This is a genomic window from Acinetobacter sp. Leaf130, from assembly GCF_001423205.1.
GTDB lineage: Bacteria > Pseudomonadota > Gammaproteobacteria > Pseudomonadales > Moraxellaceae > Acinetobacter > Acinetobacter calcoaceticus.
This window is the reverse complement of record NZ_LMOE01000001.1, coordinates 1,254,495-1,276,394: the sequence shown is the minus strand read 5'-3', so window position 1 is coordinate 1,276,394 and position 21,900 is coordinate 1,254,495. Positions and strand designations below refer to the sequence as shown.

General features: G+C 37.4%; 21 protein-coding genes. 14 read left to right on the top strand and 7 right to left on the bottom strand.

Annotated features, from left to right (window positions below; genetic code table 11):
• Nucleotides 1–183 precede the first annotated feature (183 nt).
• A complete protein-coding gene (locus tag ASF86_RS05525) occupies nucleotides 184–1,308 on the bottom strand; it encodes an NADH-dependent flavin oxidoreductase (RefSeq protein WP_056480276.1) in 1,125 nt (374 codons plus the stop codon).
• Nucleotides 1,309–1,569: 261 nt separating this feature from the next.
• Between ASF86_RS05525 and ASF86_RS05520 the strand changes: the two genes are divergently transcribed.
• Entirely contained in the window at nucleotides 1,570–1,950 is a 381-nt protein-coding gene (locus ASF86_RS05520; protein ID WP_056480273.1) for a winged helix-turn-helix transcriptional regulator, read from the top strand.
• A 68-nt stretch (nucleotides 1,951–2,018) separates the two neighbouring features.
• Here the strand turns inward: ASF86_RS05520 and ASF86_RS05515 are convergent, their stop codons facing one another.
• Both ASF86_RS05515 and ASF86_RS05510 read right to left on the bottom strand, forming a co-directional pair.
• Nucleotides 2,019–3,107: an HlyD family secretion protein gene (locus ASF86_RS05515; RefSeq protein WP_056480270.1), complete on the bottom strand. Its 1,089-nt coding sequence runs from the start codon at nucleotides 3,105–3,107 to the stop codon at nucleotides 2,019–2,021.
• A complete protein-coding gene (locus tag ASF86_RS05510) occupies nucleotides 3,104–4,681 on the bottom strand; it encodes an MFS transporter (protein WP_056480266.1) in 1,578 nt (525 codons plus the stop codon). The genes ASF86_RS05515 and ASF86_RS05510 overlap by 4 nt, the downstream gene beginning before the upstream one ends.
• Nucleotides 4,682–4,847: 166 nt before the next feature.
• Between ASF86_RS05510 and ASF86_RS05505 the strand changes: the two genes are divergently transcribed.
• From ASF86_RS05505 to ASF86_RS05480, 6 genes are all read left to right on the top strand, one after another.
• Nucleotides 4,848–5,474 (top strand): TetR/AcrR family transcriptional regulator, encoded by a 627-nt coding sequence (locus ASF86_RS05505; RefSeq protein ID WP_056480263.1) that lies wholly within the window; start codon nucleotides 4,848–4,850, stop codon nucleotides 5,472–5,474.
• 184 nt (nucleotides 5,475–5,658) lie between these two features.
• Nucleotides 5,659–6,273 (top strand): TetR/AcrR family transcriptional regulator, encoded by a 615-nt coding sequence (locus ASF86_RS05500; protein WP_017390816.1) that lies wholly within the window; start codon nucleotides 5,659–5,661, stop codon nucleotides 6,271–6,273.
• Nucleotides 6,274–6,614: 341 nt separating this feature from the next.
• The gene (locus ASF86_RS05495) at nucleotides 6,615–8,009 is read left to right on the top strand and encodes a hypothetical protein (RefSeq protein ID WP_056480260.1); all 1,395 of its coding nucleotides are present in this window, start codon (nucleotides 6,615–6,617) and stop codon (nucleotides 8,007–8,009) included.
• Between the two features lie 138 nt (nucleotides 8,010–8,147).
• Entirely contained in the window at nucleotides 8,148–10,097 is a 1,950-nt protein-coding gene (locus ASF86_RS05490; RefSeq protein WP_056480257.1) for an alkyl/aryl-sulfatase, read from the top strand.
• A gap of 190 nt (nucleotides 10,098–10,287) precedes the next feature.
• Complete coding sequence (locus ASF86_RS05485) at nucleotides 10,288–10,824, top strand: DUF4468 domain-containing protein (protein ID WP_056480254.1); 537 nt, start codon at nucleotides 10,288–10,290, stop codon at nucleotides 10,822–10,824.
• A gap of 342 nt (nucleotides 10,825–11,166) precedes the next feature.
• The gene (locus ASF86_RS05480; RefSeq protein WP_005040451.1) at nucleotides 11,167–11,376 is read left to right on the top strand and encodes a cold-shock protein; all 210 of its coding nucleotides are present in this window, start codon (nucleotides 11,167–11,169) and stop codon (nucleotides 11,374–11,376) included.
• Nucleotides 11,377–11,420: 44 nt separating this feature from the next.
• On the opposite strand, the gene ASF86_RS05475 is transcribed toward ASF86_RS05480, so the two are convergent.
• Nucleotides 11,421–11,903, bottom strand: a complete 483-nt coding sequence (locus ASF86_RS05475; RefSeq protein ID WP_056480251.1) for a winged helix-turn-helix transcriptional regulator — start codon at nucleotides 11,901–11,903, stop codon at nucleotides 11,421–11,423.
• 62 nt (nucleotides 11,904–11,965) lie between these two features.
• On the opposite strand from ASF86_RS05475, the gene ASF86_RS05470 reads away from it, so the two are divergent.
• On the top strand, nucleotides 11,966–12,193 hold the full coding sequence (locus ASF86_RS05470; RefSeq protein WP_045125564.1) for a tautomerase family protein: 228 nt from the start codon (nucleotides 11,966–11,968) through the stop codon (nucleotides 12,191–12,193).
• Between the two features lie 153 nt (nucleotides 12,194–12,346).
• On the opposite strand, the gene ASF86_RS05465 is transcribed toward ASF86_RS05470, so the two are convergent.
• On the bottom strand, nucleotides 12,347–13,369 hold the full coding sequence (locus ASF86_RS05465) for a zinc-dependent alcohol dehydrogenase family protein (RefSeq protein ID WP_264753225.1): 1,023 nt from the start codon (nucleotides 13,367–13,369) through the stop codon (nucleotides 12,347–12,349).
• Between the two features lie 133 nt (nucleotides 13,370–13,502).
• On the opposite strand from ASF86_RS05465, the gene ASF86_RS05460 reads away from it, so the two are divergent.
• Complete coding sequence (locus ASF86_RS05460) at nucleotides 13,503–14,417, top strand: LysR family transcriptional regulator (protein WP_056480246.1); 915 nt, start codon at nucleotides 13,503–13,505, stop codon at nucleotides 14,415–14,417.
• A gap of 42 nt (nucleotides 14,418–14,459) precedes the next feature.
• Here ASF86_RS05460 and ASF86_RS05455 read toward each other — a convergent pair whose 3' ends face one another.
• Nucleotides 14,460–15,347, bottom strand: a complete 888-nt coding sequence (locus tag ASF86_RS05455; RefSeq protein WP_056480243.1) for an AraC family transcriptional regulator — start codon at nucleotides 15,345–15,347, stop codon at nucleotides 14,460–14,462.
• A gap of 209 nt (nucleotides 15,348–15,556) precedes the next feature.
• On the opposite strand from ASF86_RS05455, the gene ASF86_RS05450 reads away from it, so the two are divergent.
• From ASF86_RS05450 to ASF86_RS05435, 4 genes are all read left to right on the top strand, one after another.
• Nucleotides 15,557–16,051: a cupin domain-containing protein gene (locus tag ASF86_RS05450; RefSeq protein ID WP_056480240.1), complete on the top strand. Its 495-nt coding sequence runs from the start codon at nucleotides 15,557–15,559 to the stop codon at nucleotides 16,049–16,051.
• A gap of 110 nt (nucleotides 16,052–16,161) precedes the next feature.
• Nucleotides 16,162–16,794, top strand: coding sequence for a carboxymuconolactone decarboxylase family protein (locus ASF86_RS05445; protein ID WP_056481755.1), 633 nt, complete (start codon nucleotides 16,162–16,164; stop codon nucleotides 16,792–16,794).
• Between the two features lie 61 nt (nucleotides 16,795–16,855).
• Nucleotides 16,856–17,908 (top strand): NAD(P)-dependent alcohol dehydrogenase, encoded by a 1,053-nt coding sequence (locus tag ASF86_RS05440; protein WP_056480237.1) that lies wholly within the window; start codon nucleotides 16,856–16,858, stop codon nucleotides 17,906–17,908.
• A gap of 670 nt (nucleotides 17,909–18,578) precedes the next feature.
• On the top strand, nucleotides 18,579–19,133 hold the full coding sequence (locus ASF86_RS05435; protein ID WP_056480234.1) for a TetR/AcrR family transcriptional regulator: 555 nt from the start codon (nucleotides 18,579–18,581) through the stop codon (nucleotides 19,131–19,133).
• 79 nt (nucleotides 19,134–19,212) lie between these two features.
• On the opposite strand, the gene ASF86_RS05430 is transcribed toward ASF86_RS05435, so the two are convergent.
• Nucleotides 19,213–20,556: a PepSY-associated TM helix domain-containing protein gene (locus ASF86_RS05430; RefSeq protein WP_056480231.1), complete on the bottom strand. Its 1,344-nt coding sequence runs from the start codon at nucleotides 20,554–20,556 to the stop codon at nucleotides 19,213–19,215.
• A gap of 323 nt (nucleotides 20,557–20,879) precedes the next feature.
• On the opposite strand from ASF86_RS05430, the gene ASF86_RS05425 reads away from it, so the two are divergent.
• Entirely contained in the window at nucleotides 20,880–21,899 is a 1,020-nt protein-coding gene (locus tag ASF86_RS05425; protein WP_056480229.1) for an ABC transporter substrate-binding protein, read from the top strand.
• Nucleotide 21,900 lies beyond the last annotated feature (1 nt).

Below are 21,900 nucleotides of genomic sequence, written 5' to 3'. Positions count from 1 at the left end.
AAGAACGCAATCATCGCACCTGTAAATCTAAGAATACATAATTACTTTAGGTTGTAAATTGTTTGCAATAGACATCGATAGGCTGCTCGATAGAGAAATATCTATCGAGCTATTATAAATGATAAGAATTATAAATTCGGGGCGGTGGTCAAGCAAATATGCGGCCTTAATTTTACTAGTCCCTTATTGCTTCAAAGGAATCCAGCCGGGCATGTTTTGAATGATGGTCCATAGCTTCTCTGGGATATTGAGAGCCTTTACTTTAGTTGGATCAAGTTCGACAACTATTTCTTGTCCTTCTCTAAGGCTATCAACCCAGTCTGGATTGATAATCAATCCGCGTCCAATCGCAACCATAGACAGTCCAGTATCTAGTGCTTGCTTGGCTTGATCTGGTGTCAGGATACCACCAGCGGCTAAGACAGGCACGCGATTGTCCACTCGATCAAGAATGTGGTTGATGATGGATGGCCCAGTTGGATCGTCGATAGGGCGGTCAGTCAACAGGTTAGCCAAAGAGACGTGGATATAATCAATCCCAAGGTCCAACAACTGATCAATAAAAGTAAGAGTTTGATTAATGCGGTATCCTTCATCTCCTGTCTCTTCGGGAGAAAGGCGAACACCGATGGCAAATGGACGGTCAGCATGCTGTGCTACGACGCGCTTGATCTCTGCAATGACTGCTAATGGAAACCGCATGCGGTTTTCCAATGAGCCGCCCCATTCATCACTGCGCGTATTAGTAGCTGGCGACAAGAAGTTTTGCAAAAGAAAACCGTGTGCGCCATGTACTTCTATCCCGTCGAAGCCAGCTTCGATACCGCGTCGTGCTGCCTCGCCGAATGCCTTGATTATTTCCAAGACTTCATCGCCTGCTAGTGCCCGAGGTGTCTGTGGTGCCATGAAGGGAGTAGCTTTCGTCATAATGGCGCTAGAGCTCACTACGTCTGCATTGGGAATCAATTGAGGCAAAGCCTTGTTGCCCGCATGAAATAGCTGAAGAATGGCTGGTGCACCACTACTTTTTGCAGCATCCGCGAGTCGTTTAAGGCTTGGAATATAACTATCATCGGCAGCAGAAAACTCATGTGTAAACCCAATACCATTGGGTGTAACTTGGGCACAGCCGCTAATGACCAAGCCCACACCTTTAACACGGAGCCGGTAATAGGCTTCCTCTTCGTCCGAGATTTGAAAATCATCAGTACCGGACCAAGTTGTCATGGGTGACATCACTATACGGTTGCGAAGAGTGATGCCTGAAGCAAGCTTAAGTGGATGGAAGAAATTATTGAGAACAGACATCAAATAAACTCTTAAAAAGGTGTGATGCTTAATGGTATACATTATAAACCTAGTGTCAATTAGGTACTTTAAGTAGCCTAGGTATCCTCGTGTAAACCATCTCTGCATGCATTTTGTGGCAATTACTCGTTGTGCAGTTATGATGGAATCTTCAATCAAGCTAGCTAAGTAGGAAGGCTGAAACCTTATTGTTCAAGCTTTGAGATTGGTATAAAATTTACACCTAGTACCATATTGGTATGTGGTTGATCGGAGAGATTCATGGAAAATTCGATGTTAGTTATTGAACCGCAGTGCTTTTCATCAAATTGCCCAAGCAGAGTTTTATTTGATCAGATTGCAGATAAATGGTCGATGATGGTATTAGCCGTTTTAGATGACGGTCCACATCGTTTTAATGCGATTAAGCGTCGGCTGGAAGGTGTTACACAAAAGGCTCTAACCCAGTGTCTTCGACGTTTGGAGCGTAATGGACTTATCTCCCGTCACGTGATTTCATCTCCACTCGCTGTTCAATATGAAATCACGCCTCTGGGTAATACATTGCAGCAACCCTTGCGACAACTGCATGCATGGACAATTGATATGCTTCCAATGGTTGAAAGCGCTCGAAATGTATTCGATCAGCAAAATTCGGTGTGAATACATTGCCGAACGAGTTCATATCCTAAGAAATAAGCCAATTTTACTATTGAAGAGTTGGCTTAAGTCTACTTCTTGTTCGTATCCACAGAAACTAAAACAGATAAACCAGGGCGCAACAACTTGATATCTGGTTGGTTCTCAACGAGTTTGATGCGTAATGGAAGGCGCTGAACAATTTTGGTAAAGTTCCCAGTCGCATTCGTTGCAGAAATTGGTGAGAAAAATGCGCCCGTAGATGGTGAAAAGCTATCTACCACACCTTTTAATTCAACGTTATAAGCATCGACATAGACATTAACAGGTTGTCCGATTTTGATTTGTTTTAACTCAATTTCTCGAAAGTTTGCTTCAACGTAGACTTGATTTAAAGGCACAACAACCATTAATGGATTACCAGCGCCAACAAAGTTACCGACGTTGGCAGACTTCTGACCAATCATGCCATCAATAGGTGCTCGAACTTCTGTATAGCTCAGATTCAGTTTTGCTTTATCAAGGGCGGCCTGTGCCTGTTTAAGGGCAGCTTGTTTGGCTTGTACCTGAATCTTGTATTGGTTTAATTGATATTGCGCATCGATTACTTTTTCTTTGCTGCTGTCTAAGTCGGCATATTGCTCAGTCAATGTGGTTTTTGACTGCTGTGTAATTAATCTCGACTCGGCACCGAGCGCCTGTAATTGCTCATAACGCGCCGTGTTGTCTTTAGTAAGTGTAATTCCTGCTTCTACTTTTCTAAGCTGGGCCTCTGTTTCTCGAATAACAGTCGGTTGTCTATCAACTGCCAGCATTGCTTCGCTTAAGTCGGCTTGTGCTTTTGCATAATTAGATTCAGCTTCAGCTAAAGCAGCTTGATAATCACGTGCGTCAATCCGTGCTAAAAGTTGTCCTTTTTTTACAGTCTGATGATCTTTAATATAAATTTCTTCAATATTGCCAGATACTTTAGGGGCAATGGTTGAGTACTCTACATCCACACGTGCATCGTCTGTTTCAACAATTGAAGAAGGTAAAAATATAAGTTTTAAAACCCATAAAATGGATGCTAAAACAATAATAAATGCGATAACCATAACCCAATGCTTTTTGAGATATTGCACCTTTGTTAACTTGGGTGGTTCGATGTTGGTGGTATCTTGGGCTTCGAGAGTACTCATAAAGATTTTCCTGAGTTATGACTATTCATTAACTTAATGAGAGCAATACGTGGCGGATAAGTTCTAACGGGCAAAATCAGCATAACGATCAATAAAAACGCAGCCAATCCCGCTAAAATTAGATATTGATCGCTAATGACTAAAACAGATTGCTGCGCTTGAATGGCAGAATTTAGAGCTGATAAACCACCTGAAACACGTTCTGCGCCATTTTCAGTCAGTACAGGTGGGGTAAGAGGGTTAATAACAGGGCCTTGAATATTTTGGAAAACATGTTGGGCTGTATTTTCAATCAGTCGTGTTGAATGATATTCACCGCGTACACGGTTCACCCAATCCAAAATACAAACACCAAGTACGCCACTAATGGCACGCGGAGTATTAATCATTGGTGAAGCGTAAATCGCCATGGTTGGATGTACGCTGTTTGTACCCATCATGAGCAACGAGAGCACTACGCAGGTTTGCCCTAAACATGAAATCGCGTGCCAAAAATAAAATTGATCTTGATTCCAAGTGGTGTCGAGCTGACTTGCACCTAAACAGCCTGCGATTACTAGAAGTAAACCAAAGCCATGCACATATCGACTATCGACCCAAGCTTGATTTAAAAGCTTAACGACAATGGGAATATAGATAAATTGCAATGCCGCGATTTGTAAACCGATCCACATGGTTTGGGTGGGTTTATAGCCGTGTACAGCACTCAGGTAATTGAGTGGTAATGTACTTGTCGACATCCCAATAATCACAAAACAAAACAGCGCAAAAATGGCATAAGCAAAATTTCGTATTTCGAGCATTTGCGGTTTAATTAATGGGGATGGAGAACGCCATTCATGTATCAAAAATAACGGTAAGGTGATAGCACTGATTAAAGCCAATACACAAATTAATTTTGAGTGGAACCAATCTAGGTGATTGCCATGCAATAACATGGTGCTCAGGCTTGCTAAGCTAACGATGGCTAAAATAGCGCCTGTCCAATCGTAAGTCTTTATTCTTGAATAATTTAAAGGGTCTTGAGGAATACCAAAATAAACCAACGCAGCACTTAAGGCACAAAACGGGATGGTTTGAAAGAAAATCATCTTCCAGCCAATCACATCTAAATAAAAGGCAGAAAGCGCAGCACTTAAGTTGGGAAAGAAAGTCGCAGTTAATGCATAGCAGGCTAGACCCCATAGTCGAATATCTGGCCCCAAAAATCTAAGAGCACATGCCATGAGCAAAGGAATGGTTAAACCATTAGCTAGACCTTGTAAGGCGCGTAATAAATAAAATATTTCGATATTTGGACTAAAAGGAATTAAAACACTAGAGAAGAGGCAAAGCCCTATGGCAAAAAGAAGAACTCTCCGCATAGAAAAAATGACCGCCCAACTGGTGGAAAGTATCATTCCAATAATCATGGCACTGGCATAAATACTGTTGACCCAATAACCCGAGTCAACACTAATTCCCATAGCTCCACGTATGTCGGCTAAGGTAATGCTGGTAATGCGGTTATTAAATTCGACAGTCATTGCAGCAAATATTGCACCTGCCAAACCGATGAGGGGGCGTATATTCATCTTTTACCTTAAATCTTAAACACAAATTTATGCAGGTAGCAGATATTGCAATTAACTGTACCGATCGGTACTCTACTCTTTAATTAAATTTACGTCAATTCTCGATTTTGAACTTTTCGATGAGTTACACTACAAACGAAGTCGCTAAAATTGTTATAAGGTCAATATGTCTGGTTCAACTAAAGCTAATGAAAAAGATCAAAAAATTCTGGATGCAGCAACAAAATTTTTTCTGACTCATGGTTTTAGTGGCACCACAACAGATATGATTCAAAAAGAGGCGGGTGTTTCAAAAGCAACCATGTATGGCTGTTATAAAAATAAAGAAGTGATGTTTGCTGCTGTGATTGAACGACAATGCACGAACATGCAGGAGCAAATTATATTAGTCGAGACAAAAGCCGAAAACCTACGTTCTGCTTTAACTGAAATGGGGAAAACCTATCTGTGTTTTATATTATCGCATTCAGGTTTGGCTTTTTTTAGGGTATGTATTGCAGAAGCAGTCAGGTTTCCAGAGTTATCTGAAAAATTCTTTCAAGTTGGCCCAGAACGTCTTGCTAATATTATTGCGGGTTATCTTGAAAAATCTGCCAAAAATGGTGAAATTGAGTTAAATTCTTCTGCTGATATCGCAGCGAATATATTTTTAGCATTACTACGAAGTGATGCGCATCTTAAGTGTCTTACACATCCTAATTACATCATATCGGATAGTGAAATTAGTTCTTGGGTTGAATATGCAGTTGGTTTTTTTCTGAAAAATATCAATTACAATGAGAAGTTAAACTAATTTTATAAGTACTTCTGGTCTCAAAAGTTGGTAAGAATAGTTTCTATTTTTTGCTTATTTAAGAGTAAAACAACTTGATATTTAATCTATATGGATTATTCTTTTTCTCTAAAGGTTAATGCCTAAGAATGGGGATATTTTCTTAAGTTAATACCATTAATTTTAACTTGTACTGTGGAAGCTAATGAGTAAACAAACTAAAGAAAAATTGATAGAAGCAGCCATCATTCTTTTTTCACAAAATAATATTGAAACGCTATCGGTACAAAGAATTAATGAAACTGCTGGAGTTGCAAATAAATCAGCACTTTATTACCACTTTAAATCAAAATGGGGACTCGTGGAGGCTGCATTAGATCATGTCATGCAGCCTTATGTTATTGATAGTTTAGAGTTATTAAATGCTATTCCATCTAATAATGTGCAGGTTTCTGATGTTGTAGATGCTTTAATGAAACCCATGGTAAAAATACTTTTACAGAATAACGGAATTCATTACATCAAATTTTTCTCTAAAACGATTAGTGCCGGAGATGAAGGGCGCGTTATTGTTGCAAAAACTTTAGTACCTATTGCCAATAAAGCCGTAGATTTATTACAGCAAGCTTTACCTGATGCAGACCCTAATGCGATTTCACTTAAAGTACTTTTTACTTTTAATATCATTTTAAATGTGATCAGTGATATTGGTCTTGAGCATTTTTGGCCAACAGAGGTTAAAGACCATAAACTACTCGCTAAATATCTAAAAGATTATATTGAAGGTGGAATTCGTTTTAAAGCAGATCATTTTTATTAATAAGCCTAAAAAAACTCCTATCTTTTATTGAGCAAACATCGCTTCATCTCGCCTTGCATTTTTATAGAACCATTTTAGATAGTACGGTTTGAACTCTATTCCCTTGTGTAATCAGAATTGATAAAACTTTTTCTCTAGTATTGATATTTTAATAACTATTTATAAGTTTCTAATTTAATTGTAAAAAATAATTTTCCTCATGGTTGATAAAAATAGCTTGATATTTAATCTAGTTGGATTATTATTTTAATCTAAATGGATTAGGTCTCGAAAAAATTCGAGATTAAGAAATATAACAAAGAGATGAAGTTTTTATCGCTTGGTCAAGATGGAAAAGTATTATGGAAAAATTTAATCAGCTAAGGATTGCAATATTAGTTACGGTCATTGGCTCTGTGGGTTTGAGCGCGTGTAATGATAGTGACGATTCTACTCACGGAAATAAGCCAGTAAATCCAGATGCCGAGTTAACGGATTGCATGTGGCAAGATTCTGTAACAAGTAAACAGCATACGGGAGAAGACCCGTTAAATTATGCCTTCCCAGATTCTAATGTAACGTATTGGTCATCAGAATTTACGGTTCCAGAAGGTGCAAAAGTAATGATTGATGGGGATTATCCTTATTCACGTCACTTTTCATTGGTGAGCTATACCGCAAAAGGTGAGCGAGTTAATTCATTATTAGATGCTGCTATTTTACCAAATCAAGGTTCAATCAACCCGTTTGTAGTCGGGAATAACCGTATGGGCAAAGCGCGTAGCTACTCAGCACAATTGCAATTAGGAGATTTACCAACAAATCCTTTAAGTAATACTTTGTATGCCCCTAAAACAGTTGATGGCAAAGTTGCCATTTTATATCGTGTATATGTACCCAACAAAAACATGGATATTAAAGGAAATGTGAGTTTCCCTCGATTTAAAGTTCAACTTGCAAATGGGGAAGTTAAAAAGGGTCAAGATGTTTGTAATGTTCTACAAGTAAAAAAAGCACCGATTGATCGTATATCAACAATGCCATTAAAAAATACTGTAGATGCATTTAACCAAAATAGATATGAGGGTTTTCCTGCACAACAGGAACCAAAATGGTACAAAGCTTTTAGTGCTTTAGATAGCTTCAAATGTATTTATAAATTCGACCCTATTACAAAACAACCTATCGATAAATGTGAAGGTTTGACGGTCACACCTAAACTGGGTTATTGGGCTACACCTGACAATGAATATGTTTATGCAGCAGTAAGTAGACGATTAGGTAAAGTGATAGAACTTCGAGGTAAAGTTCCGACTACAGAAAAAACTTTTAATAATGATCAGTTTGTTCAAAAAACAGATGTACGTTATTGGTCAATTTGTACAAATGAAGTGATTTCAACTGCGACAAATTATTGTCTCTATGACGAAAATATTCAAAAAGTAGATAAAGACGGTTTCTATACCATAGTTGCTTCGTTACCAGAAGATCGACCAGCAAATGCACGAGAAGAGTGTGGGGTATATTTCCTTGAGCTAAGTCCTCGTGGTTCAGGCTATACAGCCGAAGATGGTAAAGCTTTCGGTCACTCAGACTTTGGTTTATTTATTATGCGTAATTTATTACCTGATAATGCCTTTGCTCACGCCGTTCAGAAGGTGAAAGTACCCGGTGAAGAAAAAGCGGTAATGGGTGACTATTTACCAGATATTCGTTACACCTCTAAGGACGCTTTTGAAACCAAGGGATGTTCTTAAAATCTAGACGTAAAGAAAATCAACCAATCTTTTAATGAAAGATTGGTTTTTTCTTTAGTACGCTAAAAAGTTCTAATTCAATAAAAATATTCCCAATCTTTAAGGGATAAAAAGCATATAAAATATCAAGGAAATATTATGAAAATCAAAGTACTAACGGTCTCATTATTATCTATTTTGTCGCTCAATGCATTTGCAGAAAATAAAGTAGAGAAGTCTGTTATTGACTCAAATGCCTCTTACGGTAGTAAGTATAATCTACAAGATGCTGATGAGTTTAAGAATGCTGAAAAGGGTTTTATCGCTAAATCTACTGGCCAAATAAAAAATGAGCAAGGAGATGTGATTTGGGATTTTGATGCATTTAATTTTATTAAAGATCAAGCTCCCGATACTGTAAATCCAAGCCTGTGGAGACAAGCAAAATTAAATAATAATGTTGGTTTGTTTAAGGTTACCGATCGTGTCTGGCAAGTTCGAGGCTTTGATCTGGCAAACATGACCATTATTCAGGGTAATACAGGCTGGATCATTGTTGACACTTTAACGTCTAAAGAAACTGCTGAAGCAGCTATTAAATTTGCAAGACAGCATTTAGGTGACCAGAAAATTTCAGCGATTGTTTTTACGCATAGCCATATTGATCATTTTGGTGGGGCTCTCGGCGTTATCTCTGCTGAAGAATTGAAGCAAAGAAAGATACCCATTGTTGCTCCTGAAGGATTTATGGAAGAAGCGACTAGTGAGAACATTATGGCAGGACCAGCCATGACTCGCCGAGCAACTTATATGTATGGTACATATTTACCTAAAAATACAGAAGGTTTGGTTGATAATGGTTTAGGTAAAGCGGTAGCAGTCGGACAAATCGGAATTTTAGAACCGAATCAGTTGATTACGCAGAAAGAACAAAAATTGAATATCGATGGTTTAGATTTTGTATTTTATAACGTTCCAAGTTCAGAAGCGCCGTCAGAATTAACTTTTTCCATTCCATCACTTAAGCTTTATAATGGCGCAGAGATTCTCTCCCATACGCTACATAATCTTTACACTCTAAGGGGTGCTAAAGTACGCGATACTTTAAAATGGGTCGGTTATCTGAACCAAGCTTTAGAGCAAACCCAAAATTCAGAAGTTTTTATTGCCCAACATCATTGGCCAGTTTGGGGTCAACAAAATATTCAAGACTTTATTAAGACACAAAGAGATGTCTATAAATTCATTCATGATCAAACTGTTCGTTATATGAACTCTGGTTTAAATGGTGCTGAAATTGCAGAGAAGATTAAACTGCCGCCTGAGTTAGACCAAAAGCTATATGCTCACGGCTATTATGGAACCTTAAAACATAATGCGAAGGCTGTATATCAATACTACATGGGCTGGTTTGATGCCAACCCATCAAATTTAGACCCTTTACCACCTAAAGATGCTGCAAAGAAATATATTGAACTGGCAGGTGGAGAGGCGAATGCTTTGAAAAATGCTCAGCAAGCTTATGACAAGGCTGAATACAGATGGGCTGCGGAAGTTCTAAAACATTTAGTATTTAATAACCCAAAGAATTTTCAAGCGAAAGAATTGCTGGCAAAAACTTATCGACAATTAGGATATTCCGCTGAAGCTGCGACTTGGCGTAATTTCTATTTATCGGGTGCACAAGAATTACAAGGCGTTACTCCAGTTAAGAATACCTCTGGTCGTTTAGGTTTACTTATTCATACGCCGACTGAACGATTTCTTGAAGCGATGGCAACCAATCTGGATGTTGAAAATTTAAAAAATGAAAATCAGTGTATGAATTTAGTATTGACTGATACACAAGAAAATTTTTCATTACGGATTGAAAACTCGGTCATGCTCTTTGATAAATATGACAGTGATCGTTTACCAACAAACTGCCCAACGTTGAAGTTGACTAAACTTTTATATTTAAAGTTAATTACCGGTGAAGTAGATGCTTCGAAAGTTTTATTTTCTAAGGACAGCGAAATAAAGGGCAATCCGTTAAAAATTGGCAAGTTCTTTTCTTTATTTAAAAAGTCTAGCAATGGTTTTCCCATTGTGACTCGTCCAGAAAATTGAAAATATCCAAGATAGACCCATAGGAAATTCAAGCTAAAGTATCCTTTAGCAATGATTTCAACCTAGCAGCACTTGATAGAACCCAACCATCATGTGCTGCATTTTTAACTTTATATAAACCAAATTATTTGATGTGCTGGTGTAAATTTGGAGGTTCTAACTTCTAGTCTCTTTAAAAAGTGAGCGTTACGTGAGAAGAGTAATTTTAGCTGCTACATTTAGTTTTGCCGTACTAGGTATGCAAGGTTGTCTTTCTTTGCCTAAGAAAGTTGATGAAAAACCTGCTGAAAAGAAAAACGAGTATTTTTCAGAAATTGTTAAATTCAAAGGTTTAAGCCAAACGCAAATTTATGATGCCTCTAAAAACTGGCGAAATAATGTTGTAGATTATGTTTCAAGTCGAAAAATTATTCAGGCAGATGACAATAATAAAGTACTGACAATTAAAGGACATGCAGGGCTAAAATTTGATAATTGTATGGACTGTCTAAGCAGAAATATGATTAAGGTCGCAGACGATTCCTTTAATTATATTCTGAAAATAGAAGTTAAAGATCATCAAGCTAAGCTTACTTTTAGCAATATAGAACCTCGTGACAATCGTAATAATCATGTTTATAAAGATAAAAATGCAGCCATAAAAAATCAATTAAAGAACATTGTGGAAGGCTATAAATTTCATATCTTACATCCGAATGCTCAGCCTAAAGGTGCGAGTCCAATGTAGTTTTCTTACATTGGCTTATAAAAAATATAGTTAAAGAGTCAGATAGGCCTATTAGAGATAAATGTCTAACGAAAATAGGCATTTATCTTTGCTAAGTAGGTGATGTATATCTCTTTAATATAAAAAAAATAAATATTGTATATAAATATCTTGAATAAATGTTAATTTCCTGTATGCTTAACTTAACTAGAAAAAAGACTTGTAGTAAATCTTCTTTAAGTATCGCAGTTTTAGTCATAATCCTTCGTTTTTTTCAGATCTTAAGCTCAATTCGTTATTATTTTTTCAAAGTTATATTTGTCATTTAAAATGACTCAAATTATTAAAATCAAAGGATATATTATGTCTAATACAAGTAATGGTACAGTAAAGTGGTTTAACGAAACTAAAGGTTTCGGTTTTATTCAACAAGAATCTGGTCCAGATGTGTTTGCCCATTTTAAAGAAATTGCTTCTTCTGGCTTCAAAACTTTATATGAAGGTCAGCAAGTAACATTTAATATCGCTCAAGGCCAAAAAGGTCCAAGTGCTGTGAATATTATTCCACAGTAATAAGCGACAAAAAAAAAGCCCTGAATCATCAGGGCTTTTTTTATTTATTGTGAATCAACTTTTACTTGACGATGAATTAATCTTAATTCTAAATTTTCCAAGCTAACGACTTGATCATTTGAATCAACCAGCTTTAATTTAAGTAAATCATTTGTATTTTTGTGGAAAACTTTAACCACATCTTTATCAGCTTCAATAAAGTTACTGCCAGATTCAAGCATTGCAAGTAATACAACATTTAAGCTTCTACCTTTTGGCGTGAGTAAATACTCTTTGCGCTCTCTAACGCCGATTTCCTTATAAATAGATAATTCAAATATTTCTAATTGAATAAGATGTTTTAGTCGATTAGATAAAATTTGCTTTGATATGCCTGTATTTTCTAAAAATTCATTAAATTTAGTTACCCCATAAAAAGCTTCTCTTAATAAGAGGATGGTCCACGTGTCATTCAATATTTCAGCAATTTGAAAAATTCCGCACACATCTGCCGAGAATTTATTATTTGGAATAATTTGATTTGACATTCAGTGGGGCTCCAATTAGCATGAGTCTACAATTTAGACCTAGGGTTGATTCAGGTAGCATTATGCCATTTATAAATATACAAACAATAGAAGGCTTACTAGATAAAGAAAGTAAGGCTGAGCTTTTTAAGCGAATAACAGATTTATTTGTAGAGATCGAAGGAAAGGGAAATGCTGCTTTTCGGGAGCATGTCTGGATACGAATTGATGAATATCCACCTGAACAGTGGCAATTAGGCCACTTACGACCAACAAAAGAGATGATTGAAATAATATCTAAAGCTAACTAATTAACTTTATAGTTATTTTTTCAAAGCAGTATTAATAAATCATAAGTAAAAATTTTTTGAGCTGTACATCTTTTTAGAAAGGTGAACAGCTCATAGCTTTAATAACAATGTGAATGGAGGTATTTATCTGAAAAGCATTATGATTTTTATTTCTTATTTATTTGAAGAAACTTCGATCACAATTTTCCCAAACGCGCCTCTAGAAAGATGGTTAAAGGCTTCAATAGCTTCTTCAAATTTATATACATGCTCAATAACCGGTTTAATTTGATGTTCATTTAGAAACTTGTTCATACGTTCAAATGAAACTCTTGGTGCTACGGCTATTCCCCGAAGTTTGGTTTGACGGAAAATGAGTGGCATTAAATTTAATTGGGTGGTTTGTCCAGTTAGAAAGCCAACTTGGGCCACAGTGCCAGCTACTTTTGTGGCTGCAATAGATTGATTAAGACCATTACCGCCTGCAACCTCAATTGTTACATCGACACCTTTACCATCAGTTAATTCTAGTACTCGCTCATCCCAATTTGGATGAGTTTTATAATTGATTCCTTCATTTGCACCCAAAGCTCGAACTTTTTCTAAATTTATATCATTGCTTGATGTAGCGATAACTCTCGCTCCATAGGCATGAGCTAATTGGATTGCAAAAATAGAAACCCCACCAGTCCCTTGTACAAGAACATTTTGTTCTGGCTTAAGGTTACCTATATCCATGAGTGAATACCAAGCTGTTAATGCAGCAATAGGTAATGTAGAAGCTTCAGCATCAGACATATTATCTGGAGCTTTTACTGCACTTTCTTCATGCAAGATCATATATTCAGCAAGACCACCTGATAATGGCATACCTAAACAATATTCCGGTTCATTGGGTCCAGGTTCTTCATCAATCCAGCGAGAATAGAGTGTAGTATTGACTCGATCACCTAATTTAAAACGCGTTACTCCTTCACCTACAGCCACGACTGTACCTGCTGCATCGGAAACAGGAATTAAAGGTTTTGGAACCATATGGGGTTCATAAAAACCTTCAACAATCGCTTTATCTCGATAGTTTAAAGAAACCGCTCCAACTTTAATGAGGAGTTCACCAGCTTTTGGAGTTGGGGTTTCCACTTCCTCTAATTTTAAATTATTTAAACCAAAATCTTTTAGTAACCATGCTTTCATCATCTTTTCCTCTTAAAAGAACTTGATAACTTTCTTACTTAGCCATCATTTGAACTCATCTTAATTCAAGAAAATAATTTTATTAATATGATAAAATTCTAGTCATTGTGGAATAAAATTCCTTAATAGGTGGTTTATGGAAAGTAAGTTTTCAGGAATACTTGAGTTTGTTACAGCTGTAGAGCAGGGAAGTTTTACTGGTGCAGCAGAAATACTTGGAATTACCGGATCTGCGGTAGGAAAAAGTATTAATAAATTAGAAAAAAGATTGGGTGTCCAACTTCTTCACCGCACAACCAGACGCATTTTTTTAACTCCAGAAGGGGAAGCATGGCTTGTTAGTTGTCGTCGTATTTTGGAGGAATTAGATCAAATAGAAACATTACTTTCGACAGAAAATTCATACCCTATAGGTCGTATAAGAGTTGATCTTCCTACAACTTTTGGCCGTCGATATATTTTTCCGATTTTATTAGATTTAGCTCAGCAATATCCTCAGTTAGATTTATCTGTAACCTTTCAAGACAGGGCTGTAGACATGATTAGTGAGGGGGTAGATCTCGTTGTCAGAATAGGTGATTTAGAAGATTCTACTGACTTAATTGCAAAATCACTTGGACACCAAACGCTTTTAATTTGCGCCTCGCCAGCCTACTTAGAAAAGAATGGTTATCCCTCCAAGAAAGAGGATTTAAAACATCACAATTGTCTAATCGGTTGGAGAAGAAATTATAAAGGGCAATGGTTTTTAAAAAATGCGCTAGGGGAAATGGAAGAGTTCGAAATTAATTATAGACATGAAATTCCAGATGGTGATGCTTTACTAAGCGCATGCACTTCTGGTCTTGGTATTGCACAACTACCAAGTTGGTTAGCTTTTGATGCATTAAGAGCTGGAAAGTTAATTTCTATTCTTCCAGAGGTATCTGGTGTAGAAATACCAATTCATGTGCTATGGCAAAAAAGATGGCATTTACAACCCAAAATAAGAGTCGTAGTTGATGAAATAACAAAGTTCACGCATAACAAACCTGAATTATTTTTAGGGTAATTCAGGTTATAAAAAATTCATCTGCAAAATGCTTGTCTATTTTTATACGCTCTTTATATCCACCGACGGCGGAACCCCAAAAAAGCGTTTATATTCTCTGGAAAATTGCGACAAACTTTCATAGCCTACTTGCATGCTTGTAGATGAAATATCGCATTCTTCAGTGATTAATAAACGCCGTGCTTCGGTCAGCCTCATTCTTTTTTGATATTGTAAGGGGCTCATTGAAGTAATATCACGAAAATGCTGATGAAAACTTGAAGCGCTCATACCCATTGTGCTTGCAAGTTCCTCAATGCTAAATGATTTTGCAAAATTTGTTTTCAACCATTCAATGGCTTTCACAATTCGATGACCTGTAGTTCCTGCCGCTACAATTCGTTTCAGCCGATCACCTTGTGGACTCATTAATAAACGATAAAAAATTTCCTTAATAATAAGGGGAGACAAGATTGGAATATCTTGTGGTGTGTCCAGTAATTTTAATAACCGTATAAAAGCATCATTCAGTTCCGAATTTACGACCCCAACAGCCATTCCTTTTTTTTCAGTATTGGTATCTTTAAAAGGAATATGAGCTTCAAGCATGATTTGGGCAAGCACATAGGGGTCTAGTCGTAGGACTATTGATAGATAAGGTTGTTCAACCGAAGCTTCAAGAACTTGAGCAATTACAGGCAAGTCAATTGCAGTAAAAAGGAAATGATTTGAATCATAGGTGTAGGCTTCTTCGCTAAGAATCACCTGTTTTTTCCCTTGAGCAATCATACATAGACTGGCATCCATCATACTGCTATTTGGTTGGGTCAATGTTTCTGCACGAAATAAAGTCAGTCCCATAATAGGCGTTTCGAATGTACCTTTTTCTCGGGTCCATTGATCGACAAGTTGAGCCAGTGTTTCATTATTGCCTAGAGACATATTCGTCATTCAGATTTCACCTATTGTCATCTGTGTTTTCATTGTAGGCATTTCAAATAAGAAAAATAGAGAGAATTGCAATAATTCGGAGGATTAGGCAAATCTGCAAGAGGAATAGAACAACGCCTATCAAGTTTCATTTTTATACTGATTTAACAATGCTTCATCCTAAGTCCTTTTACTAAATTGAGGACGTTGATACTAATCTAGGAAAAAAGATGAATGTTAAAACAGTCACTTTCGTGACCACTTTATTTATCTCAATGGGAGTACCCGCCATGGATAAACAACCAGTCATCGCATCTCAAACCATCAAAAAAGCCAGTCAGCAGCAAGTGATTGAAGGCCCAGACAAGATTTTTACGGGAACTGTAGCGATTAAACCTTTAACTGATGTGACTGAAGGGATAAATGCTTCAAGTGCATATGTGAGTTTTAATGCGAATGCCCGCTCATTTTGGCATACCCATCCTAAAGGGCAATATCTCATTGTGACAGAGGGAGAAGGGCTTGTGCAGGAATGGGGCAAACCAGCAGAAAAGATTTCTACGGGAGATGTGATCTATTGCCCACCAGGTGTGAAACATTGGCATGGGGCAAGCGGTCATTCTGCGATGACACACCTTGCTTTAACTGCAACTGATGAACATGGCAAAAACGTGGACTGGTTAGAGCCTGTATCAGATGAGCAATATAAAGAGGCGGGTCATTGAAGTTACAGACCATATTTTTAGCTATCAACATGTTAGTGCTTGATCAGCAAATTTATGCGGCTACAGAAATGGCTCAGCTTTCTTTGTCGCACAATAAGGAAATGAAGCAAATGCAAAATTCTTTATCGCAACAGCAACAAGCAATCATACCGATTGCTGCATACGCCGCAAATGGTGACCTATCCAAACTCAGTCAATCATTAAAAGATGGTCTAGATCAAGGATTAACCATTTCAGAAATTAAGGAAGTTTTAGTTCAAACCTATGCCTACGCTGGCTTTCCTCGAAGTTTGAATGCCCTCACGACATTTATGCAGGTGTTAGAACAGCGTAAAGAAAACGGTATTCATGATGTAGAAGGCAAGACTAATAGTGCTTTACCGAAAGATTATCAGGCGCTTTTACAAGGCACTCAGAATCAGACCCAACTGGTTGGACAACCCGTCAAAGGTGCATTGTTTGAGTTTGCTCCTGCCATAGATGAATATCTAAAAGCTCATCTATTTGGCGATATTTTTTCAAGGGATGTGTTGAATTGGCAAGATCGTGAGATTGCCACCTTGAGTATGCTTTCGGCGCTAGAGGGTGTAGAGAGTCAACTTCAATCCCATCTTAATATTGCAAAGACCCAAGGTATTACATCTCATCAATTTGACGAAATACAGAAAATACTTAGTAAAAAAGTAAGTCCGCAAGTGGGTCAACGGTTCAAAAACGTATTGACGAGTTTTCAAAACCAATAGCTTTAAATCAATTCTAAAGACGAATTCGTCTTTATTTAAACATTAAACATGAGAGAAAAATATGACAATTGAAGTTTTAGGTTATGCCGCGCTGTCATCAGAAACTCCTTTAGTTCCGTTTAAGTTTGAACGTAGAACTCCACGTGAAGATGATGTTGTCATTCAAATCGAATATTGTGGTGTCTGCCATTCCGATTTACATCAAGCTAAAAACGATTGGGGATTCAGTGCTTATCCGTTAGTGCCGGGTCATGAAATTGTAGGTCGTGTCACCTCAATCGGTGCCAAAGTCACAAAATATAAAGTTGGCGACTTCGTAGGAATTGGCTGTATGGTCGATTCATGCCGTACTTGTTCTGCTTGCCATTCAGGACTAGAACAATATTGTGAAGAAGGTAACACTCAGACTTATGGCGCTGTAGATCGTCATGACCAACGACCAACCTATGGTGGATATTCTCAAACAATTACTTGTAGCGAAGATTTTGTATTAAAAGTACCTGAAAATTTGGATGCTCAGGCTGTACCGCCGTTACTTTGTGCCGGGATTACCACATGGTCACCACTTCGCCATTGGAATATTGGGAAGGGCAGTAAAGTTGCAGTCGTTGGTTTAGGTGGCTTGGGCCATATGGCAATTAAACTTGCAAATGCTCTAGGTGCGGAAGTGACATTATTCACTCGCTCAGCTAACAAAGAACAAGATGCAAAACAACTCGGAGCGCATCATGTTGTGTTATCAACCGATGAAAATCAAATGCAGTCAGTCGTAAATCAGTTTGATTTAATTATTGATACTGTGCCTTATAACCATGACTTGAAGCCTTATATTCCAACTTTAGCTTTAAATGGAACAATTGTGCTGGTTGGATATTTGGGTGAAATTAGCGCAAATTCAGTACCTATGATTTTGGGTAGAAAATCAATTGCTGGCTCGGTAATTGGTGGAATTAAAGAAACACAAGAGTTACTCGATTTTTGTGGTGAGCATAACATCGTTTCTGAGGTAGAGATGATTGATATGCAAAACATTAATGAAGCTTTTGAGCGTATGTTAAAGAGTGATGTGAAATATCGTTTTGTGATTGATATGAAAACATTATCTGATCATTAATATGGTTTGATCTGGGCTGTGCATTTCGCTTTAGGGTGCACAGTTCAAAAAACTCTCTAAACAAGACAATATTATTAAGCTGATATTTAAGAATTTCCTTAATTATGTAATTTAATGAAAAACAATAATTATTTAAATATTTTCTAGCCAATATCACATTGACACCTTAAATATTGAAGATTACCATTTGCAGGCTGGCCACATTGCCAGTCGGTTGTCGCAGACCGTTCCGAAAAAGCATTAAAAGTTAATTCTTTTAGTGACGAACCCTCGTGCCCCCTCTACGGTGGAACGGGAGGGGGACACCTTCGGGTGTGCTGGGTTTTTTCGGCCAGTCTGCGAACCCCCTTTCGTTCTGCCACCATAATTCTATAAATGTCTGGCAGAACTCCCAATAAAAAGGAGTTGGCTTTGCACATTCATCATTTCTTGGCAGTCTTTGCCAAAAGCTATAACGATACAACTTAAATCATATTATCAGCTTGATTACCTTTAGGGTTTTCAGGCTTTAAGTCATTACGGCTCAAAAACTTGCATCAACAATAAAACTTGAGATGTGCCAAGCACAGTCTTTGTGGCTTTGCTATGCCTTTTTTTTCAGTTATTAGAAAAGTAGCGATGCTATATCTCATTTATATACAACAAGAATTTATTTTATAACGGTAAAACTATGCCACATTCAGATCTCCCATCTCGTGCTTTAAGCGCGCTACATACCTCTCGGAACCTTTTTAATAATTATGGCTTTCATAAGGTCGGAGTAGACCGAATTATTGAAGCAGCAAAGATGCCGAAAGCCACGTTCTATAACTACTTTCACTCAAAAGAACGCCTCATTGAAATGAGCTTAACCTTTCAAAAAGATGGATTAAAAGAAGAGGTGCTTTCAATCATCTACGTTCAGAAAGATTTAACCGTAATTGAAAAACTTCGCAAAATTTACTTTTTACATGCAGATTTAGAAGGGCTTTATCATTTGCCATTTAAGGCCATTTTTGAAATTGCAAAAACACATCCTAAGGCGTATCAGGTCGTAGTTAACTATCGAAACTGGTTGATTAATGAAATTTATAATTTACTTTTAACGGTAAAAAGTACGGCCTCAAAACCTGATGCGCACATGTTTTTATTTGTGATTGATGGGGCGATGGTTCAGCTTTTAGATTCAAATAGTGTGGATGACAGGGAAAGGTTGCTAGATTATTTTTTGGCGCAGATTGCGTAATTCTTTCTTTGACTTGGAACTTTTGATTAAAAAAGGAGTTAGGCAAAATTTAAGTCTAACTCCTTAATGAAATGAAGATTTATGATTTAGAAGGGATATATTTACGCATTACAAGGATGAGTATCGTAAGCAAAATACTAAGACCAAAAACAGGTAAGCTTAGGCCTAACACAATGCCAGTTAGCATTAACAATACTTTTTGTTGGCCAGTTGCACGCTTCCAAATAAATAAGCTTTGACCAACAAAGTGGGTTGTCATGAGTTTTAAATTTGAGTTTTTAAATGCAGCCTTATATGCATAAATAATCATGATACAAAGTGCAAGCGCATAAAGTGCGAGAACCAACTGATTTATCCAGCCAAATAAAATACCAATATGAGCATCAACTCCCCAACGAGTTAGTTTTGCAACCAGTGAGTAGTCTTTAAAAGCAAGTTGATCGATAACTTTATGTTGTTCCATATTAATGGCGATGCTATCTGCTTGAGTTGGCCATTTACGCTGAATCTCGGCCACTGTCCAAGCTTGATTTCCACTGGTGGGTGGTTTGATTTGTATTTGTGCCGCCTCAATGCCATGTGCTCTGGCTATTGAAAGAGCGGTATCAAACTCACCTGACACAATATTTAAATTAAGATTTTCACTGTGTGGCATGTCGTGATGTTCATGGTGCATCACTGTAGGTAAATTATCTGTTTGAAGAGAAGTTGCTAATGTTGGGGTTTGCCAGTTGAACCACTGACGAGCAACCCGAATATTATCTCCAGCCCACTCGGACCATGTAAGACCAGTAATGGCGATTAATAATAAAAGTGGAAATAAAAATAAACCAAGCGTGCTATGCCACTTCAATAATTTATTTTTTTGTGTTTGCCTGATTTTAAGATTTTGACGACGTTTCCACCAATTATACAGTCCAGTTAAAGTCAAAATGGCTAACCAACTTGCTGCCAGTTCACTGTAAAAGCGGCCCCATTTCCCTAGTAATAAATTGCTATGTAATTGGTCGAGCGTAGTTCGAAACGGCAGAACCCCACTAGTACCATACACAGCCAGATGGCCTTTGGCTTTAAGCGTAAAGGGATCAATGAAAACGGCTTCACTGGTAAAATGATGGATCGGGTCTGAGAAAATAACACGAGTTGTCTGATCAGAACTTGGGGCTGGTCTAACTTCAATTACCTGTACAGACTTGGGCATCACTTGCTTTGCGGCTTCAATTTGCTGACTCAGCTTATATTGCGCTTGGTTCAATGGCTCAACGTATAGAACATCTTTATAAATCGCTTGTTCAACTTGAGGTGTAATCGCATAGAGTAAGCCGGTGAATGCCGCGACCAATATAAATGGTGCAATGAAAATACCAGCATAAATATGAATTAAACGGTAAAGACTACGCCAGAAGGATGAATGGGTCAGCATCAGAAGATAATGTCTATCAGGTGTTGGGCGGATTATAACGACTTATTTCTCTTAATGTTGATCGAGCTGTAACTGCTATTAAATTATTTGAATAGCGCTTAGGCAGAGTGTTTAGACTAATAATTAGATAGTTTTTATTACTTGGTAAATTTGGCGCTTTTTTTGCTTAGTATTTAAGATCTTGTCTACCAAACTTTATTTGATAACTTTACAGCTTATGATTCAAACCGTCTTGCTCTCTTATGGTGTGTTTTTCACATGAAAAATGCACTAAATAGACGCATCTTTTTATTTTGCACTGTATTTGTGCATTGGGTGCTGTAATGAGATTTTTGGTTTCAATACTCACTTTACTCCTTCTATGTGGATGTTCTTCATCTGAACAAAGTGGAAAAGCTCAAGAAAAGTTAGAGGTCCATTCAATATGTGTGTTTGATAGTACAAATACAAAAGTCTGTATAGCCAAACCAGCCCAAAGAATTGTGTCTTTGTTTGAGTCGGGTTTAGATGGCTTATATATGCTGGGGCAAGGTCATAAAGTGATTGGCATACCGGCCGAAGTATACATTCAACCTTTATTGTTTAATGCCTACTCAAAAATAGATAAGCGTATCGCCAATAAACAGCTTGCGACACCTTCACAAGGCGCAAATGCAACCAATATTGAAAGTCTCGTTTTGTTAAAACCAGATCTGGTAATTTTAGGGAGTGGGCAAACCCAAACGATTGAACTGTTGCGGCAGTTTGGCATTGCTGTATATGTGATGGAGTCCAGTACCTACCAACAAGTGAAAGAAGAACTTTCTGAAATTGCTGTACTGAGTGGTGCTCAAAAACGTGCTCAAGAAATTTTAAATTTTTCGGATGAAATTGTGTCGGAAGTCGCAGCCAAAACTGCACGTCAGTCAAATAAACAATCGATTTATTATGCATGGTCAGGTGGACGAATTTTTTCTACCTCGGGACGCAAGTCTATTACTAATGACTTTATTGAGCTGGCGGGTGCTTACAACATTGTTCAGACCGATGCCAATCAACCTAATGTAAACCCCGAGACCTTAATTGAATGGAACCCAGACAATATCGTGCTTTGGAATACCAACCCAAAACTGATTTATGAACGAAAAGAATTACAAGGCTTAAGCGCTGTACAAAACCGAAAGGTTTTTAATTTGAGTCCTGCATTTATATATAACCCACATACCATCAAAATCATTATTACGGCGATTTATTTGAATCACAGTATTTATCCTGAACAGTCCGATTTACCTGTAAGTGCTTTACAACAGCGTATTTTAACCAAGTTGTATGGTGAGCACCTTGCAAAAGCGTTGGTGCAATGAA